The following is a 13,835-nucleotide window of genomic DNA, read 5'->3' as shown; positions in this document are numbered from 1 at the left end:
ATTAGAGTCGCAGCTTCGCTATCCGATCAATTTGCCCGCCGCACAGCAGCGCTCCGACGTCGGGACGTTGTGTCACGTCGTCTGGGTCATCTGTAAACCAACACGCCTAACAGCGGACCCTGCCAACGACCGCTAAGGGTCAACTGCGGTGATGGACCGTCGCCCGGAAGCGGCCGTTCTGCAATGCGCCCGTTGCTGCCGTGCGCAGCTGGCTCTTCCCATCTGCAAAGCGGACATGACCTCGCTGACTTCGCGCCGACGGGCACCTCAGAGATACAGGCCGTCCGTCGCGCCTTACAGCCCAGTCGAGAGCGCGTGAGAGCGGTGGCCAAGCGCTACGGCGTCAACCCGGATGGCGATCACCCACGAGCTACGGAATGGGCGGTGCTTCATGCCGGATTGGTCGAGAGTAAGGTCAGGATCTCGGCACGCCCGTCATCGAGGGGCGGCGGTGGTCTGCGAACGGGCAAACGGGCGCCGTCAAAGCGGTAGGGCGGGGCGAAGACGTGGGCGCGGCCGCCAGCCTGCCTCTCGTCGCCCGGGGGGATCATTAGGCCCGCCGTCCTAGCGCGATCCGAGATCAGCGCTTCACGGAGCCCCAGCACCTCGCCGCAGGGAATGCCGACGGCCGAGAGGCGCACGAGCAGTTCGACGCGCGTCCACTTGGCCAGTTCCGCCTGAAGCACCGGGACGAAGTCGGCGCGATTCCGCGAGCGGTCAAGGTTGGTGACAAAGCGGGGATCGGTGGAGAGGTCGGGACGCTCCAACACCTGCTCGCAGAGGCGTCGATACTGACCGTTGTTCCCCACCGTCAGGATGATCGGCCCGTCTCCGGCTTGGAAGACGCCGTAGGGGACGATGGAGGGGTGCGCGTTGCCGTAGCGGACGGGATCGTAGCCCTGCGCCATCGCCTCCAGCCCGTAGTAGGACGTCAGGGCTACGCCGCAATCGAATAGGGCCAACTCGACGAGGCGCCCACGTCCGGTGCGCTCGCGCTGGAAGAGGGCGGCCAGCACGGCCTGCGCCGCGTATTGGCCGGTAAACAGATCGACCGCCGCGAGGCCTAACTTGAGGGGCGGTTGCCCGACCTCGCCGTTCAGAGCCATCAGCCCCGCTTCGCCCTGGATCACGAGGTCGTAGCCCGGCCGCGTCGCCTCGGGCCCGTCCGAGGCGTAACCTGAGACCGAGCAGTAGATCAGGCGCGGGTTCTCGGCGGAGAGCGCCGCGTAGCCGAGGCCGAGCCGGTCGGCGCCCCCGGTCTTGAAGTTCTGCACCACCACGTCGCTCTGGCGAGCGAGTTCCCGGACCCGCGCCAACCCTTCCGGATCAGTGAGGTCGATCCCGATGGACCGCTTGTTGCGGTTCACGCTGTCGAAATACGAGGTGTTGCTCGGCCCCGTCCGCAGCCCCCAATCGCGGGTGTCGTCGCCGCGCTCGGGATGCTCGACCTTGATCACGTCGGCGCCGAGATCGCCCAGCACCTGGGCGCACCAGGGGCCTGCGAGCACGCGCGAAAGGTCCAGCACGCGGATGCCGGCGAGCGGCAGGTCGTCGGGATCGAACAGCATCGGGATCCTCGTTGTCTCAGGTGCCCATCACGCCCTCGAGACCGCGCACGGCCTCGATGAGCTTGGGCCGGGCCACCTCCATCAGGAAGCGGCCGTCGGTGATGACGGTGGGGGCGCCGCAATTAATCGACATCGGCGGAAGCCCACCGCCCGGATGGAAGCCGACCGCGATGGCCGATACGGTGGTCTGCCACTCGCCGAAGGAGGTGCAGCAGCCGATCTCCCGGTGCTCCTCCACCGCCCGGTCCAGCCCGGTGCGCAGGGCAGGCCACGCGAGCGGATCGTAGGCCTTCAGTTCCTCGTAGAGCGCGGCGCGCTCCCGGTCCGAGCAGACGGCGATATAGGCCCGGCCCATGGCGGAGCGGGCCAGCGAAATGCGCGAGCCGATATCGAGGTTGAGCGAAATCGCGGCCGGGCCGCGCTGGCAATCGACGTAGCGCATGCTCAGCCGGTCGCGCACGCCGAGGCCGACCGAGGCGTTCGCGGCCTGGGCCACGGCTCGTAGCGCCGGCCGCGCGATGTGGCGGACATCGAGCCCGCCGAGCGCCATGGAGCCCAGCGCGATGGTCTGGGCGCCCAGCGCGTATTTCCCGGATTCCTCGACGAATTGCAGGTAGCCGAGCTTGGTCAGCGTATAGGTCAGCCGCGACACGGTGGAGCGCGGCAGACCGCAGGCTTCGGCGATGTCGTGGTTGGCGAGCATCCGCCGTCCGCGGCCGAAACAGGCGAGCACGGCCAAACCCCGGGCGAGCGCCGTGACGAAGTGCCGGTCCTCCTTCGGACCGCCCTCCTCGGGCTCGGCCTCGGTCGTCAGCTCGGCCATGTCGCTCATCGTCCCGCATTCCGTGCGAAGAAGGCCGCGAAGGCGGCCTGGGCCGCGGGGCCGCGGCGGAGCGCGTGGAAGGTCTCGGCCTCGCTCGCGAGCGTCCGCGCGACGATCTCCGCATGGCCCGCCCGCAACGCCCGCTTGGTGGCGGCGATCGAGACCGGAGGCAGCGCCGCCAGCGCCGTGGCCCGCGCCAGGGCCGTGTCGAGGGCTTGGCCCGTCGCCACCACCGCGTTGACGAGGCCCGCCTCCGCCGCGATCCCGGGTCCGAACACCTCGCCCAGCATCAGGAGTTCGGCGGCGCGCTTCGTGCCCGCGACCAGGGGCAGGAGATAGCTCGAGGCTCCCTCGGGGCTGAGCCCGAGATTGACGAAGGGCAGGCGGAAGCGTGCGCCCTCCCCGGCATAGGCGAGGTCGCAATGCAGGAGCAGCGTCGTGCCGATGCCGACCGCGTGCCCCTCCACCGCCGCCACCAGCGGCTTCGGGCAGGCGGCGAGCACCTTCAGGAGAGCGAGGCCGGGGCTGTCCTGCCCGGTCTCGTCGGTCTCGCGGAAATCCGCGAGGTCGTTGCCGGCGGTGAAGCAACCGCCAGCGCCCGTGAGGACGATGGCGCGCACGGTCCCCTCGTCCCCGGCCCGGAGGATCGCCTCCCGCAAGACTCCGTAGGTCGCCCGGTCGAGGGCGTTGCGGCGCGTCGGCCGGTCGATGGTGAGGAGACGGACGCCCTCGGCGGGGTCGGAGATCCGCAGGGTCCCGGTCATGCGCTCTGCGCCTCCCGCGCGAAGTAGAGATCGTGCAGGCGGTCGAGATCGACCTCGCCCGCAGGGGCGCTGAGGCGCACCTGCCCGCCGCGCAGGAGATGCACATCGTCGGCCACGGAGAGGGCGACGCGGGTGTTCTGCTCGACCAGCAGGATCGTCGTCCCGGCTTCCTTCAGGCGGGCGATGATGTCGAACACCTCGTTGACGATGACCGGGGCGAGGCCGAGGCTCGGCTCGTCAATCAGCAGGATCTTGGGCTGAGACATCAGCCCCCGACCCATTGCGACCATCTGCGCCTCGCCGCCCGAGAGCGAGCCCGCCGCCTGGTTGCGCCGCTCGCGCAAACGGGGAAACAGCGCGTAGACCCGGTCGAGCCCGGCGGACAGGTTGCCCCGGCACCGCTTCGGGTAGGCCCCGAGGCAGAGGTTCTCCTCCACGCTCATGTCGCGGAAGACGAGGCGCCCTTCCGGCACCATCACGAGGCCCTGGGACGCGAGATCCCAGGTCTTGCCCGCGAGCCGCTCGCCGCCGAGCCGGATTTCGCCCTCGTAGGGGATCAGCCCGGTCAGGGCACGCAGCAGCGTGGTCTTACCTGCCCCGTTCGGGCCGACGATGGCGGTGAGCGCCCCTTCCCGGAAGGTCAGGGAGAGGTCCCACAGGACGGTGATATGGCCATAGCCGGCCTTGAGGTTCCGGGTCTCAAGCATGGGCGGTCCCCGTGTAGCTCTCGACGACGCGGGGATCGCGGAACACCTGCGCCGGAGTGCCGTCGGCGATGATCTCACCAAAGTTCAGCACCACCGCCCGCGAGCAGAGGCCCGAGATCGTCTCGATGTCGTGCTCGACGATGACGATGGTCAGCCCGAAGCGCTGATGCAGTTCCTTCAGCTTGGCGGCGAACTGGCGCTTGGCCTGGCTCTCCAGCCCCGCCAGGACCTCATCGAGCAGGAGGAGGCGCGGCTCGGTGGCGAGCGCCTTGGCAATCTCCAGGCGCTTCAGTTCCTGCAGGGCCAGTGCGCTCTCGGCCGGGCGGTCGCCCTGCGCTTGCAACTCCATGACGGAGAGGATCTCCTCGATCCGCTCTGGATTGTGTTTGCCCGCGCCGAAGACCTGCGCGACGGCGAGGTTCTCCCGCACGGTGAGGTGCTGCATCGGCTGCGGGATCTGGAAGGTACGGCCGATCCCGAGCCGGGCCCGGCGGTAAAGCGGCAGCTTCGTGACGTCGCGGCCTTCGAAGCGGATGCGCCCGCGCACCCGGGTCAGCCCGGAGATGCCGTTGAACAGGGTGGTCTTGCCCGCCCCGTTGGGGCCGACCAGCCCCAGGATCTCCCCCGGCTTCACCGAGAAGGTGACGTCGCGGAGCGCCACCAGCCCGCCGAAGCGGACGGTGACGGCGTCGAGCTCAAGCATGGCGGGCCCTCTTCCTGACAAGACCGAGCAGCCCGTTCGGCGCGGCCAGCACCATGCCGACGAGGACGAAGCCGAGGATGATCTGGTGGCCGACCGCGATCAGCCCCTTCGCGACGATCTGGTCGAACAGGTAGATGATCACCGCGCCGCCGATCGGCCCGGCGATGGTGCGGTAGCCGCCGAAGATCGCAGCGATGATCGGCATCAGGCTCCAGATGCCGGAGAAGGCGTAATCCGGCTCGAGGAAGCCGATGATGTGGGCGTTCAGCGCGCCGAACACGCCGGTGATGAAGGCCGAGAGCATCAGCATCAGGCACTTCAGGAAGGTGCTGTTGACGCCTACCACCCGCGTCGCGTCCTCGCTGTCGGCGATGGCGCGGAGCGCCAGCCCGACATGGCTGCGCCGCACCGCGTGGTAGGCCAGCGCGCAGAGCGCCACGCAGGCCACGAGCAGAAGGTAGCTGCCGGTGCGGCTCGCGAGATCGAACCCGAATACGGTGGGCAGGCCGGGATAACGCTGGTAGCCCGCGCCGCCGCCGGTCAGCCAGGACGCTTCCGTCGCGAGGATGCGGAAGATCTGCGCGTAGGCGAGGATGGCAAGCGCGAAATAGGCGCCCGACAGGCGCAACGCCGGCAGCATGGCGAGCGAGGACACGACGGCCACGACCCCGCCGAGGGGCACGGTGAGCAGCACCGGCAGGCCGAGCTTGCCCGCGAGCAGGGCCGAGGCGTACGCGCCGACCCCGAAGAAGGCGGCGTGGCCGAAGGAGACCATGCCGCCGAGATTGCCGAGCAGCGCCCAGGCGAGGGCGACGCCCGACAGGATCAGCGCCGAGATCAGCAGGCCGAGCATGTAGTTGCTGGCGCCGAGCAGCACCGGCAAAGCCGCCAGGACGAGGAGTCCGAGGCCGATCAGGGCGCCGACGGGCACGCGTGCTTTCGCGGGAGCCGCCTTCAACGGTACGGCGGGGGCGGAATCGAGGGAGGCCATGGGGTTCTCCTCAGCCGCGCCGGGCGCGTGCGCCGAACAGCCCGTTCGGCAGCAGGAAGAGGACGAGGAGGAACAGCACCATCCCGGCGAGCTCCTGAAGCGCGGAGCTCGCCAGCGTGACGGTGAGTGCCTCGGTGACGCCGAGGAGGATCGCGGCCAGGAACACGCCGGGGATCGAGCCGACGCCCGCGAGCACCGTGACGATGAACGCCTTCACGGTCAGCGCATGGCCAACCGCCGGTTGCACCACGCTCATCGTGTAGAGCGCCACGCCCGCGAAGCTCGCGAGCGCGCCCGCGACGAGGAACGAGACCAGCTCGGTCCGCACCGGGCTGATGCCCATGAGCTTGGCCGCCGCCCGGTTCGACGAGACGGCGCGCACGGCCCGCCCGTACCAGCTCTTCTTGAGCCACCACCACAGGGCGACCATCAGCGCGAGGCTGACGCCGAAGGCGACGATCTCACCGTTCATGGCATAGACCGGTCCGACCGAGGTCGCGTCCTGCAACACCGGCGAGGAGGTGGTGCGCACGTCGCTGGCGAAGGCCAGGAGGATCGCGTTCGTCAGGATGATGCCGATCCCGAAGGTCAGGATCAGCGAGTTCAGCTCCCGGTGCTCGCGGATGCGGTCGATCATCAGGAACAGAACGGCGCAGACCGCCGTGACCACGAGGAGCGCCAGGGGAATGGCGTAGTAGGGATCGAGCCCCGCACGGGCCTCGACCACGTAGGCGCAATAGGCGGCGAGCAGGACGAGCTCGCCATGGGCGAGGTTGATGATCCGCATCGCCCCGAAGGAGAGGGCGAGGCCGAGCGCCACGAGGGCGTAGACGCTGCCGACGAGGAGCCCGGAGAACAGGGCCTGGAGGATGAGATCGGTCATTCCCGCCTCACCAGGGCAGGCCGGGGAAGACGATCTCGCCCGTCGCGGCGGCCGCCGGGGAGACCAGCACGACCTTGCCCGCACGGTGCTGGCCCATCGCCACGGAGAAGCGCGGGTTGTCGCCGGTAGCGTCGAACTGGACGGGGCCGAGCAACGTCTCGCGGTCGGTCTTGCGCATGGCATCGGGCAGGCCGCCGGACTTCAGTGTGCCGGCATCGGCCGCGCGGGCAATGGCTTCCGCGAGGATCGTGGTCTCCACGAAGCTCAGGGTCGAGAGGTACTCGATCTCCTTGTTGTAGGTCTTCTTGTAGACCTCCGCGAAGCGCTTGCCCTCTTCGTCCTTCATCTCGACCGGGAAGGGCAGGAAGGACGTGCCGACCACGTTGTTCATCAGGTCGGGAAACTCGGCATACATCTTCGGGGTAGCGAGCGACCACGCGCCGACGACCAGCTTGACCGGCGGCTTCAGCACCTTGGCGGCGCGGATGATGCCGACATAGTCGTTTTCGTAGGCCGACATCATCAGGATGTCCGAGCGGTCCTGCAGCTTCACCTTGTTGATGATCGGCTTGAAGTCGGTGATCGCCGGGTCGAACTCGTGGACCGTGACCTTCACGCCCTTGGCGGTCAGGTCCTTCTGCAAGCCCTTGGCGAGCAGCGCCGGGGCCTCCTTGGTCGAGGCCAGGATCGACACGGAGGTCGGCTTCAGGGTCTCGAGCAGGGTGCCGATGCCCCGCTGGTAGCCCGCGTTGTTGTTGATGCGGAAGAAGGTCTTCAGGCCCCGCGCCGTCAGCTCGTCGCTGACCGCGCCCGCCGTGATGTAGGTGGTGTTGAGCCGGTTCGAGGCGTCCGAGGCCGGGCCGATGATGTTCGAGCCGTAGCCGCCGACCAGGGCCACCGCGCCGTCCGAGACGAGCTTCTCGACCGCCGACACCGCCTTGGCAGGCGTGCTCTCGTCATCGATCACCTGGAGGCGGATCTTGTGCTTCTCGGAGCGGGCGTTGAACATCTGGATCGCCACCCGCATGCCTTCGTCGAAGGCCTGACCCGAGCGGGCCAGCGAGCCGGTCAGCGGCATGTGAGCCCCGACGAGGATCTCGTCGGCACGGGCCCCCGCCCCCAACATGGTGGCGATGGCGATCGACGCGGCCGCGGCGGCTCTGCGAAGCATGCGGGTTCCTCCCTGGGCGCGGCCCGTCATGACGGTAGCGCGCGTGTTTCATCCCGTGCGTGGGTTCTGACGACCCTCGTCCACAGCGAGACCGCATGGCGGCCTCGGCGGATGCGCCTTCGCACGCCCGCTCCGAATTTGTCAATCGAAAGCGGTTCAATGTTCTGCATGACGGAACAAGTCTGTTTCAAACGCCACGATTTTCGCCGCCAGACTTGACAAACGTCGCACCCCGACCCGACATGCGGCCACAAATGCAAACCGATATTCTGCAATGCAGAACGATGGGAGGGACCGTGGTTCGTCAGGAGACCCTGGGCGGCGTCGCCGTGCTCACGCTGTCGAACCCGCCAGTGAACGCGCTGGGCCATGGCCTGCGCGCGGCCATCGATAGCGCGCTGGAGGCGGCGCTGGCGAATGCCTCAGTGCGCGCCGTGGTGCTGGCGGCGGAGGGCAAGGTGTTCGTCGGTGGAGCCGACATCTCCGAATTCGGCACGCCCCCACGCGCGCCGCTGCTGCCGGACGTGCTCGACCGCCTCGACGGTGCGGGCAAGCCGGTCGTCGCCGCAATCCATGGGGCGGCCCTCGGCGGCGGCCTCGAACTCGCCCTCGCCTGTCACGCGCGGGTGGTCGGACCAAAGGCCAAGCTCGGCCTGCCGGAAGTGAAGCTCGGGCTGATCCCCGGCGCGGGTGGCACGCAGCGCCTGCCGCGCCTCGTCGGCCCCGAGTCCGCTTTCGCCATGATGCTGAGCGGTGAGCCTGTCGATGCCAAGAAGGCCGTCGCGATGGGCCTCGCGGATGCCCTCGAGACAGGCGACCTCGTGGAGGCGGCGCGCACGCATGCGCTCAAGCTTGCCGAAGGCGGCGCGCCGGTGCGGGTCCGCGACCGAGGCGAGCGGCTGGACCCGGCGACACGCGCAGGCTTCGAGACCAAGGCCAATGAAGCAGTGAAGAAAGCGCCCGGCCAGCCGAACGTGGCGGCGCTGGCCGACGTGGTCCGGGCCGGATTCGACCTGCCTTTCGAGGAGGCCGTGAAGACGGAGCGCACCCGCTTCCTCGCGCTCGTGGACGATCCGCGCTCGAAGGCCCTGCGCTACGCCTTCTTCGCGGAGCGCGAGACCGCGCGGGTGCCGGGCCTGTCCAAGGAGACCCCACGGCGGGAGATCGCGTCGGCGGCCGTGATCGGCGCGGGCACGATGGGCGGCGGCATCGCCCTCTGCTTCGCCAATGCGGGCATTCCCGTCATCGTGATCGAGACCGAACAGGAGGCCCTGGACCGCGGCTTGGCGCGGATGCGCGCCACCTACGCCTCGTCCGTCAAGCGCGGCTCGCTCAGCGAGGCGGCGATGGAAGAGCGGCTGAGCCGTATCACGGGCGCGGTCGGCCTGGACAACGCGGCACAGGCCGACATCGTGGTCGAGGCGGCCTTCGAGGAGATGGGCATCAAGGAGACGATCTTCTCCGCCCTGTCGCGGATCGCCAAGCCCGGCGCGATTCTCGCCACCAACACGTCCTATCTCGACATCGACCGGATCGCCGACGCCACGGACCGGCCGGGCGACGTGCTCGGCCTGCATTTCTTCAGCCCGGCCAACGTCATGCGCCTCGTGGAGGTGGTGCGGGCGGCGCGCACGGCGCCGGATGCCCTGGCCACGGGCAACGACCTCGCCCGGCGGCTCGGCAAGCTGCCGGTGACGGTCGGCGTCTGCTTCGGCTTCGTCGGCAACCGCATGCTGGCCCGGCGCAGCGCGGCGGGCGAGCGCCTGCTGCTCGCGGGCGCCCTGCCACACGAGGTCGATGCGGCGGTGACGGAGTTCGGCTTCCGCATGGGGCCTTTCGCCATGAGCGACCTCGCCGGGCTGGATATCGGCTGGCGCACCCGGAAGGCCACCGGCGGCAAGGCCCCGGTCGCCGATGCGCTCTGCGAGGCGGGTCGCCTCGGCCAGAAGACGGGTAAGGGCTTCTACCTCTACCCCGAGGGTGCCCGGACGGGCTCGCGCGACCCCGAGGTCGAGGCGCTGATCGAGCGAACCTCTGCCGAGCACGGCACCACTCGCCGCAGCTTCTCGCCGGATGAGATCGTCGCCCGGCTGATGCTGCCGATGGCCAACGAGGGCGCGCGCATCCTCGAGGAGGGCATCGCGGCCCGCCCCGGCGACATCGATACGATCTGGCTCAACGGCTACAACTGGCCCGCGTGGCGCGGTGGGCCGATGCATTGGGCCGACAGCCTCGGCCTCGCTGCGGTGGCGGCCGATCTCGACCGCTTCGCTGAAGAGAGCGGCGACGAGACCTTGCGCCCCGCGCCGCTGCTCGCCCGGCTTGCCCAGGAGGGCAAGCGCTTTTCCGATTGGGGTGGCCGGTGAATCCCGCTTCCGCCCGCACCGCAACTTCGCTCACGAGATCCCGATGACTGACGCCGTGATCGTCGCCACCGCTCGCACGCCCATCGGCAAGGCGCATCGCGGGGCGCTGAACCTGACCGGTGGGGCCGACCTCGCCGCCCACGCCATCCGCCACGCCCTCGGCAAGGCGGGTGTCGAGCCCGAGGCCGTCGAAGAGGTCGTGATGGGCTGCGGCTACCCGGAAGCGGCGACCGGCGGCAACGTCGCCCGGCATGCGAGCCTCGTCGCGGGCATCCCGGTCCAGTCGGCGGGGGCCACGGTCTCGCGCTTCTGCGCCTCGGGCCTCCAGGCCATCGCGGATGCCGCCAAGCGCATCCGCCTCGATGGCGTGCCGGTGGCGGTGGCGGGCGGCGTCGAATCGATCAGCCTCGTCCAGCCGCAGGTGCGGCGCGAACTCACCCGCAACGCGTGGCTCGAGCGGAACCTGCCCGAGATCTACATGCCGATGATCGAGACCGCCGACATCGTGGCGGAGCGGTACGGCATCTCGCGCGAGGCGCAGGACGAATTCGCCCTGATGAGCCAGCAGCGCACCGCCGCCGCTCAAGCCGCCGGGCTGTTCGATGACGAGATCGTGCCGATCACCGCCACCATGGCCGTGACCGACAAGGCGACCGGCGAGACGAGGCAGGTTGAGACCCGCCTTGCCAAGGACGAGGGCAACCGGCCCGAGACCACCTTGGACGGCCTCGCCAAGCTCAAGCCCGTGCGCGGCGAGGCCGCCTTCGTCACAGCGGGCAATGCCAGCCAGCTCTCCGACGGCGCGTCGGCCTCCGTGCTGATGTCCGCCGAGGAGGCCGCGCGCCGGAACCTCAAGCCGCTGGGGATCGTGCGCGGCTTCGCAGCCGCCGGGTGCGGGCCGGAGGAGATGGGCATCGGCCCGGTCTTCGCGGTGCCGCGTCTCCTCGAGCGCAACGGGCTCTCCGTGGACGATATCGGCCTTTGGGAGTTGAACGAGGCCTTCGCCTCGCAGTCGATCTACTGCCGCGACAAGCTCGGGATCGACCCGGACAAGGTCAACGTCAACGGTGGCGCGATCAGCGTCGGCCATCCGTTCGGCATGTCGGGCGCCCGGCTGGTGGGCCATGCCCTTCTGGAGGGCCGCCGCCGCCGTGTGCGCTACGCGGTCGTCACCATGTGCGTGGCCGGCGGCCAGGGCTGCGCCGGCCTGTTCGAGATCGAGGGGGAGTAAGACCCATGGATCTGCGCTTCACACAGGAAGAGGCTGATTTCCGCCAGGAGGTCCGCACCTTCTTCCGCACCGAGATTCCCGCCGAGATCCGCCGCAAGATCTCCGAGGGGCGCTCCCTCGCGCGGGAGGATTACGTCACCTCGCAGCGGATCCTGAACGCCAAGGGCTGGGCCGTGCCCCATTGGCCGAAGGAGTGGGGCGGGCAGGATTGGGATCCGATCCGCCGCTACATCTTCATGGAGGAACTGATGCAGGCGGCGGTGCCGCTGCCGCTCCAATTCAACTGCTTCATGGTGGGCCCCGTCATCGCCGCCTTCGGCAACGAAGAGCAGAAGAAGCGCTTCCTGCCGCGCATCGCCAACCTCGACGATTGGTGGTGCCAGGGCTTCTCCGAGCCCGGCGCGGGCTCCGACCTCGCCTCGCTCAAGACCAAGGCGGTGCGCGACGGCGACCATTACATCGTCGATGGCCAGAAGACCTGGACCACGCTCGGCCAGTATGCCGACTGGATTTTCTGCCTCGTGCGCACCGATCCGGCGGCGAAGAAGCAGGCCGGTATCTCCTTCCTGCTCATCGACATGAAGACCCCCGGCATCTCCGTGCGCCCGATCATCACGATCGACGGGCGGCACGAGGTCAATGAGGTGTTCTTCGACTCCGTGCGCGTGCCGGTCGAGAACCTCGTCGGCGAGGAGAACAAGGGCTGGGACTACGCCAAGTTCCTGCTCGCCAACGAGCGCACCGGCATCGCCCGCATCGGCCTCACCAAGGAGCGTGTCGCCCGGGTGAAGCGGCTGGCGAAGGAGACGCCCGCCGGCGCCGGGACGATGTGGGACGAGCCCGATTTCCGCAGCCGGGTGGCGAGCCTGGAAGTGGAGTTGAAGGCGCTGGAAATCACCCAGATGCGGGTGGTCTCGGCCCAGGGACGCCGCGACGCCTCGAAGCCCGACCCGGCCTCCTCGATCCTGAAGATCAAGGGCTCGGAACTGCAGCAGATGGCGACCGAGCTGCTGGTCGAACTCGCGGGTCCCTTGAGCTTGCCCGCGCCCGTGGCGAACGACGTCGATGCCCTCGGCTGGGAAGCCTTCGCCGCGCCGACCTACCTCAACACCCGCAAGGTCTCGATCTACGGCGGCTCGAACGAGATCCAGCGCAACGTGATCGCCAAGGCGATCCTGGGGCTCTGAAGGAGTTTTCGCGATGGATTTCGACTTCACCGACGAACAGAGCCTGCTGAAGGACAGCGTGGCCCGCTGGGCCGCGGACCGTTACGGCAGCCTCGAGCAAGTCGAGGCCGCCCGCCGCAAGCCGCTGGGCTTCGATGGGGGTGCGTGGTCGCAACTCGCTGAACTCGGCCTGCTCGGCCTGCCCTTCTCGGAGGAGGATGGCGGCTTCGGCGGCGGGCCGGTCGAGACCATGATCGCCGTCGAGGCACTCGGCCGACACCTCGCCCCCGAGCCCTATCTCGCGAGCGTCGTGCTCGGCGGCGGCGCCCTGCGGCTCGCAGGCACCGCCGCGCAGCGGGAAGCCCTAGTCCCCGGCCTCGTCGAGGGAAGCCATCGCCTCGCCTTCGCCCATGGCGAGCGTCAGGCCCGCTACGACCGCGCGGACGTGGCGACCACGGCCCGCCGGGAGGGCGACGGCTTCCGGCTCGACGGGGCCAAGGCCGTGGTGCTCAATGCCGACGCGGCGCAGACCCTCGTGGTCAGCGCGCGCACGGCGGGCGGCCAGCGGGACGAGGCGGGCATCAGCCTGTTCCTCGTGCCCGCCGACGCCCCTGGCCTCACGATCAAGCCCTACCCGACGCAGGATGGCGGCCGGGCGGCCGATCTCGTGCTGGACGATGTAATCCTTCCCGCCAATGCACTGCTCGGGGAGGCCAATGCGGGGCTCCCCGTGATCGAGCGGGTTCTGGACGAGGGCATCGCGGCCCTGTGCGCTGAGGCGGTCGGCGTGATGGAGGCGCTGCACGCGCTGACCGTCGATTATCTGAAGACCCGCAAGCAATTCGGCACCGCAATCGGTGGCTTCCAGGTGTTGCAGCATCGGGCCGTCGACATGCTGATGTCGCTGGAACAGGCCCGCTCCATGGCCCTCTACGCCACCATGATGGCGGGGTCCGACGACGCGGCCGAGCGCGCGCCTGCGGTCTCGGCCGCGAAGGTGCAGGTCAACCGCGCGGCCCGCTATATCGGACAGGAAGCCGTGCAACTGCACGGGGGCATCGGCATGACGCTCGAGTATCTCGGCGCCCACCTGTTCCGCCGCCTCGCTACGATCGAATACCTGCTCGGCGATACGCCCTATCACCTGCGTCGGGTGAGCGACGCGGGCGGCCTTCTCGGCGCAGCGTGAAACGAACGATCCAGGGAGACTTGCCCATGAACGCCCCGATGCGCCCGCCGGGCTCCGCCGCCCCCGACGCCCCGCCCTCCGCGCGTTTCGTGTGGGACGATCCCTTCCTGCTTGACGATCAGCTGACCGAGGACGAGCGCGCCATCCGCGACGCCGCCCAGGACTTCGCCCGCGAGCGCCTGCTGCCCGGCATCGTCGAGGCCTACGCGACCGAAAAGTCCGACCCCGGCCTGTTCCGCGAGATGGGTGAGCGTGGCCTCCTCGGCGTCACCC

General features: G+C 69.4%; 13 protein-coding genes. 5 read left to right on the top strand and 8 right to left on the bottom strand.

The features are described 5' to 3' along the window. Positions 1–389 precede the first annotated feature (389 nt). Genes ME121_RS22675 through ME121_RS22640 form a run of 8 tightly spaced genes read right to left on the bottom strand, consistent with a single transcriptional unit; the run spans position 390 to position 7,610 of the window. Positions 390–1,568 carry a CaiB/BaiF CoA transferase family protein gene (locus ME121_RS22675; RefSeq protein WP_043074378.1) on the bottom strand — a complete coding sequence of 393 codons (1,179 nt, stop codon included), beginning with the start codon at positions 1,566–1,568 and terminating at the stop codon, positions 390–392. Between the two features lie 16 nt (positions 1,569–1,584). Further along, positions 1,585–2,391 (bottom strand): IclR family transcriptional regulator, encoded by an 807-nt coding sequence (locus ME121_RS22670; RefSeq protein ID WP_245337775.1) that lies wholly within the window; start codon positions 2,389–2,391, stop codon positions 1,585–1,587. Between the two features lie 5 nt (positions 2,392–2,396). Next, entirely contained in the window at positions 2,397–3,155 is a 759-nt protein-coding gene (locus ME121_RS22665; protein ID WP_043074380.1) for an enoyl-CoA hydratase-related protein, read from the bottom strand. After that, positions 3,152–3,862, bottom strand: a complete 711-nt coding sequence (locus ME121_RS22660) for an ABC transporter ATP-binding protein (protein WP_043074381.1) — start codon at positions 3,860–3,862, stop codon at positions 3,152–3,154. Before ME121_RS22660 ends, ME121_RS22665 begins: the two co-directional genes overlap by 4 nt. Then, complete coding sequence (locus tag ME121_RS22655; RefSeq protein ID WP_043074382.1) at positions 3,855–4,565, bottom strand: ABC transporter ATP-binding protein; 711 nt, start codon at positions 4,563–4,565, stop codon at positions 3,855–3,857. The genes ME121_RS22660 and ME121_RS22655 overlap by 8 nt, the downstream gene beginning before the upstream one ends. Then, positions 4,558–5,556 carry a branched-chain amino acid ABC transporter permease gene (locus ME121_RS22650; protein ID WP_089231103.1) on the bottom strand — a complete coding sequence of 333 codons (999 nt, stop codon included), beginning with the start codon at positions 5,554–5,556 and terminating at the stop codon, positions 4,558–4,560. The genes ME121_RS22655 and ME121_RS22650 overlap by 8 nt, the downstream gene beginning before the upstream one ends. 10 nt (positions 5,557–5,566) lie before the next feature. Next, a complete protein-coding gene (locus tag ME121_RS22645; RefSeq protein WP_043074383.1) occupies positions 5,567–6,439 on the bottom strand; it encodes a branched-chain amino acid ABC transporter permease in 873 nt (290 codons plus the stop codon). A gap of 7 nt (positions 6,440–6,446) precedes the next feature. Further along, the gene (locus ME121_RS22640) at positions 6,447–7,610 is read right to left on the bottom strand and encodes an ABC transporter substrate-binding protein (protein ID WP_043074384.1); all 1,164 of its coding nucleotides are present in this window, start codon (positions 7,608–7,610) and stop codon (positions 6,447–6,449) included. 284 nt (positions 7,611–7,894) lie between these two features. On the opposite strand from ME121_RS22640, the gene ME121_RS22635 reads away from it, so the two are divergent. The 5 genes from ME121_RS22635 to ME121_RS22615 form a co-directional block, all read left to right on the top strand. Continuing rightward, a complete protein-coding gene (locus ME121_RS22635) occupies positions 7,895–9,976 on the top strand; it encodes a 3-hydroxyacyl-CoA dehydrogenase NAD-binding domain-containing protein (RefSeq protein ID WP_059409616.1) in 2,082 nt (693 codons plus the stop codon). Positions 9,977–10,019: 43 nt separating this feature from the next. Next, positions 10,020–11,207 (top strand): acetyl-CoA C-acyltransferase, encoded by a 1,188-nt coding sequence (locus tag ME121_RS22630; RefSeq protein ID WP_043074425.1) that lies wholly within the window; start codon positions 10,020–10,022, stop codon positions 11,205–11,207. A 5-nt stretch (positions 11,208–11,212) separates the two neighbouring features. Continuing rightward, positions 11,213–12,394 carry an acyl-CoA dehydrogenase family protein gene (locus ME121_RS22625; protein ID WP_043074385.1) on the top strand — a complete coding sequence of 394 codons (1,182 nt, stop codon included), beginning with the start codon at positions 11,213–11,215 and terminating at the stop codon, positions 12,392–12,394. A 13-nt stretch (positions 12,395–12,407) separates the two neighbouring features. Then, positions 12,408–13,562 (top strand): acyl-CoA dehydrogenase family protein, encoded by a 1,155-nt coding sequence (locus tag ME121_RS22620; RefSeq protein ID WP_043074386.1) that lies wholly within the window; start codon positions 12,408–12,410, stop codon positions 13,560–13,562. Between the two features lie 26 nt (positions 13,563–13,588). Beyond that, the coding region (locus ME121_RS22615) for an acyl-CoA dehydrogenase family protein (protein ID WP_491892861.1) at positions 13,589–13,835 on the top strand (247 nt) is incomplete at its 3' end.

This window comes from Methylobacterium sp. ME121 (assembly GCF_000974725.1).
Taxonomy (GTDB): domain Bacteria; phylum Pseudomonadota; class Alphaproteobacteria; order Rhizobiales; family Beijerinckiaceae; genus Methylobacterium; species Methylobacterium radiotolerans.
This window is presented reverse-complemented; position numbering and strand designations above follow the sequence as displayed.

Bases quoted from the DNA above. Each gene is read 5' to 3' on its own strand.
- ME121_RS22675 (WP_043074378.1), bottom strand. From the start codon at position 1,568: ATGCTGTTCGATCCCGACGACCTGCCGCTCGCCGGCATCCGCGTGCTG.
- ME121_RS22620 (WP_043074386.1), top strand. From the start codon at position 12,408: ATGGATTTCGACTTCACCGACGAACAGAGCCTGCTGAAGGACAGCGTG.
- ME121_RS22660 (WP_043074381.1), bottom strand. From the start codon at position 3,862: ATGCTTGAGACCCGGAACCTCAAGGCCGGCTATGGCCATATCACCGTC.
- ME121_RS22630 (WP_043074425.1), top strand. From the start codon at position 10,020: ATGACTGACGCCGTGATCGTCGCCACCGCTCGCACGCCCATCGGCAAG.
- ME121_RS22650 (WP_089231103.1), bottom strand. From the start codon at position 5,556: ATGGCCTCCCTCGATTCCGCCCCCGCCGTACCGTTGAAGGCGGCTCCC.
- ME121_RS22635 (WP_059409616.1), top strand. From the start codon at position 7,895: ATGGGAGGGACCGTGGTTCGTCAGGAGACCCTGGGCGGCGTCGCCGTG.
- ME121_RS22625 (WP_043074385.1), top strand. From the start codon at position 11,213: ATGGATCTGCGCTTCACACAGGAAGAGGCTGATTTCCGCCAGGAGGTC.
- ME121_RS22670 (WP_245337775.1), bottom strand. From the start codon at position 2,391: ATGGCCGAGCTGACGACCGAGGCCGAGCCCGAGGAGGGCGGTCCGAAG.
- ME121_RS22645 (WP_043074383.1), bottom strand. From the start codon at position 6,439: ATGACCGATCTCATCCTCCAGGCCCTGTTCTCCGGGCTCCTCGTCGGC.
- ME121_RS22665 (WP_043074380.1), bottom strand. From the start codon at position 3,155: ATGACCGGGACCCTGCGGATCTCCGACCCCGCCGAGGGCGTCCGTCTC.
- ME121_RS22640 (WP_043074384.1), bottom strand. From the start codon at position 7,610: ATGCTTCGCAGAGCCGCCGCGGCCGCGTCGATCGCCATCGCCACCATG.
- ME121_RS22655 (WP_043074382.1), bottom strand. From the start codon at position 4,565: ATGCTTGAGCTCGACGCCGTCACCGTCCGCTTCGGCGGGCTGGTGGCG.